At 52.8% G+C, this 3,745-nt stretch carries 4 protein-coding genes and 1 pseudogene; all 5 read left to right on the top strand.

Annotation, left to right across the window (positions count from 1 at the left end):
- Positions 1–857, top strand: an 857-nt coding sequence (locus tag AACY42_RS28085; RefSeq protein ID WP_339483757.1) for a type VI secretion system Vgr family protein, incomplete at its 5' end; no start/stop codon positions are given.
- Positions 858–868: 11 nt separating this feature from the next.
- Positions 869–1,636, top strand: coding sequence for a DUF4123 domain-containing protein (locus AACY42_RS28080; RefSeq protein WP_339483756.1), 768 nt, complete (start codon positions 869–871; stop codon positions 1,634–1,636).
- On the top strand, positions 1,521–2,411 hold the full coding sequence (locus tag AACY42_RS28075) for a YceK/YidQ family lipoprotein (protein ID WP_339483755.1): 891 nt from the start codon (positions 1,521–1,523) through the stop codon (positions 2,409–2,411). Before AACY42_RS28080 ends, AACY42_RS28075 begins: the two co-directional genes overlap by 116 nt.
- A 179-nt stretch (positions 2,412–2,590) precedes the next feature.
- Entirely contained in the window at positions 2,591–3,118 is a 528-nt protein-coding gene (locus AACY42_RS28070; protein WP_339483754.1) for a DUF3304 domain-containing protein, read from the top strand.
- Positions 3,106–3,745: pseudogene (locus AACY42_RS28065) on the top strand (T6SS phospholipase effector Tle1-like catalytic domain-containing protein); the annotation flags it as partial. The gene AACY42_RS28070 and the pseudogene AACY42_RS28065, both read left to right, overlap by 13 nt.

Genomic DNA, 3,745 nt, shown 5'->3' with positions numbered 1-3,745 from the left:
AGCACGTCAAGCTCAGCACCGAGCACAGTGGTAAGAGTCAGTTGAACCTGGGGCATCTGGTGGATGCCGAGCGCAAGAAACGGGGGGAAGGGTTTGAGTTGCGCACGGATGGCTGGGGGGCGATTCGCGCTGGCAAGGGGGTGTTTATCAGTGCGGATGAACAGGTCAAGGCCAAGGGCGACGTCCTGAGCATGGACCCGGCCAGCGCCCAAGTCGAAGGCGCCAAGCGACAGATGGCCGACTGGCAAGACATCGCCCAGGCCCATCACAGCCGCAAGCCCGACCTGGGCGGCTTGCAGCAATTTCAGGCCGACGCAAAAGACCTCAAGGCCGCCGCCATCCTGCTCAGCGCCCCCAAGGGCATCGGCGCCGTCACCCCGGCCAGCGTGCTGCTCAAAAGCGGCGACGCGCTCTACCTGCAAAGCCAGGACGAAATCAACCTCGCCGCCGCCAAACGCCTGTCGGCCCATGCCAACCAGAGTATTTCGCTGCTGGCCCAGCAGGAAGGCATGCGCCTGGTCTCGGGCAAGGGTCCGTTGGAGATTGAATCCCACGGCGATGTGTTGGATTTGAAAGCCCAGCAGGACGTCAGCGTGCAGTCGGTGCAGGGGCATGTGCAGGTGACGGCGAAGAATGGGATCACGTTGGCGTGTGGCGGCGGGTTTATACGGATTAACCCAAGCGGCGCCATCGACATCCATAGCCCCGGCAAGCTGAACCTCAAGGGGCAACACGTTTGGGAGTTGCCTGCCGGGCAAAGCTTTGCGTTGGCGGATTTGCCGCAGTCGGTGTGTAAGGAATGTCTGGAGATGGCCCAGATACAAGCAGCAGGCGCAGCCATGCGTACCGCCCAATGAGGAATCTGCACATGCAAAAGCTTCATAGCCACTGGATCGAGCAGATAAAAAGCCTCTGCGCTTCCGCCAACGTAGGCCATGTCGACCTTGTCGTCGATCAAGCCGCCTGGGACCTCTCCGTTTTGCCGGCCTTGCGGAGTATGACGAACACGCCTTGGTTTTCTTTGTTCGATGGCACACCGGAAGAATCCCTGTTGGAACAGGCACCGATCCTGATGCGCTTGAGCCTGGATAAATGGCAGCACGAAGCCTGGCTGGAGGAGGTGGTAGAACAACTTTGGGGCTTGCCGCGCCTCCTCGTGCTGATCTCACCCATGCCGTTCGATGCCTTGGCCAAATCCCTTCAAGCCTCGTCGCAACTTGAATGGGGCGGTCAGACCGGATTGTTGCGGTTCTACGACCCGCGCGTGTTACCGGAGCTGCTGGAAAGCGTGCTGACCGCCGAACAGAAAGAGCGGTTCCTGAGTGTGGCGTTGCTATGGAGCTGGCTGGACCGGGACCAGCAACCTGCCTGGCAGTCGGGTACCTATCGTTCGAACCAGGTGTTTTTGGAACCCCTGCATCCGGTTTCGTTGACTGACGCACAGTTTGATCAGTTAGGCAGCATTGGTGATGCGCACACTTTGCTTGGAATAGCCAAGACGCAATTTTCGGATATTTCTGATGAGCAAGGTTTTGCCCTTTGTTATCGCCTGGTGCTTCAAGCGAGCAAAGAGAATTACTTTGGTGATTTACATGCGTATGCGAGATTTAATTTTGAAAAAAATCAAGATGAATAGGAAGTGTTTTATGGTTGGCAGGCTGTTGAGGGCGATCGTAATGTCGCTTGCTTTCATCTGTATGTCTGGGTGCGGTACTTTTCTTGCTCGAGTGGAAGATGGTTGGTTCTCAAGAAATGATAGTGAGTACTACAAGGGAGTCGACGCGGATGTAAAGATGTTAGGCGGAAATGATAGTGCTGGTTACTTGACAATGATCTGTTATATGACCATTGTTTGTCCTTTTTTATTTGTGGCAAGCATTCCAGCTGACCTGGTAGTGGATACGCTTTTACTCCCGTACGACCATATGCATGCAACCCGCCAGAGGAGAATGACGTATCGAGAAAGTTTGTCGGTCAAGAGTTACGGCTATCTAAAATTTGATTTTGACCTCTCCGAAGAAAAGACCAAAAAAAACGACTTGGCCAGATATAGTGTATGGTATAAAAACAGACAGCATTCTCTTGTGTTAAATGTAGATGGTGCACCCTTGGTAAATTCGATCTCAACGATGGCTGTCCCTTATATTGAAGGATATGAGTCGAAATCGATGCATGTTTATCTCAAGAGTGATAGCGGTTATCAGGGTGTCAATATATATTTTGGTAACGCCGGCGTTGGTGTCAAGAAAGCGGGTGACGCTATTGTCAATCCGCAGCCTAGCTGCGAGATTTTAACGTGTGATAGACACGGTAATTCAAAGTCTACAGTTTCGATAACGTCTTATTTAAGTTCCGGTCTATACATTTTCTTGGGGAGTGATCGCTATGGATCAGCATTGCTTCGTTGTTGATGTCGGCGGCCTTGCGGTGCATTAGTAGTGCGGTGTGGGTGCTCTCAATTACTCATGGAGCAAATGAGTGGTGAGTCGCCGAGTTAAAGCGACGAATGTCAGTAATAAAATGACTACTGCGGTTTGCGCGGCGCGTCCACCTGCGTCAGTGCTTTATATATTAGAGGCAAAGATGAGCGATGAGCAATTTCAAAAAGGTAGCGATATGGCATTGGATCGGCGGTTGTTTGCTTTTATTGTTGTCTGGGTGTTCAGGGGGAGCGCCGAAGTTTTTGGCGGGTAACTTGGATGCCGTGAATCATACTTCTGCGGCCATTAATCGGTTTTCCGTAAATGGCTACGGAGGGGGGAATGCCAGTCCCTTCGGTTACGGCGGCGGGATGTGCTGCGTGATGTTACCTGGCCAATGGGAACCGGGGTTGAAGTTTGAAGTTAAGTGGGAGACTGATCCGAATCCATATGCTGGCTCCCCCCCGTTAGGAACGGACGAGTTTAGGGCTTTTATGGTTAAACATAAAACTAGCTATGGGCAACACCAAGTCATTGTGGATCTTCCGCCTTACGAGGATCGATTGTGCGCGCTGGAAGTCCACTTTCTACCTTGTCATCAGGTCAAGGTATCCACTTCCTGCTGGCGTTACCCCTCACCTAACAGCCCGATTAAAGAACCTTTGAAAATGCAGGAGCCTGCTGTATGTCCGAAATAAAAAGTCGTGAGACTGTTTTCGCACCGGCCTTGTTTCCCAAGCAAGGACGTTTACCCAGCGATCCTCAAGCAGTCAGAAAAAATTATGAGCGACAAGCTGCTGAAGTGAACAACTATCGTCAGGAACAGAACGCTAAACGTGGTTTGCGCGGCGCATCCACCTGCGCCCGAGCTTTACATATCAGCTTGTTTTTCGACGGGACCAATAACAACGAGCCCCACGACACTTCCAAGGGTGAGTTTTCGAACCCAACCAATATCGCCCGGCTCTATCACGCCAGCTTGCTTCACCGTGAAAGCGGTTACTTTCGTTATTACATTCCTGGTGTGGGCACACCTTTTCCGGAAATCGGCGAGTTGGATTTCACAACGTTCGGAATGGCCTTTGCCAATCGGGGCGAGGATCGGATCAATTGGGGGCTGTTGCAGATTGTCGATGCGCTGTCCTTCGCCCTGAACAAAGAGCAGGGATTGGACCTGTCGGTGGCCCAAGCCAAACTTAAAACCATGGCCACCACCTGGCCGTTGACAGCTTTGGGCAAAAACAGTCGCCGCCAGGCCATGGCCTCGCTGCTGGAACCGTTGCGGGCTAAGGTGGCCACGGTGCAACCCAAGGTGCTGGCGATCA

Origin of the sequence: Pseudomonas sp. RL_5y_Pfl2_73 (assembly GCF_963970515.1) — a bacterium.
Taxonomy (GTDB): domain Bacteria; phylum Pseudomonadota; class Gammaproteobacteria; order Pseudomonadales; family Pseudomonadaceae; genus Aquipseudomonas.
This window is presented reverse-complemented; position numbering and strand designations above follow the sequence as displayed.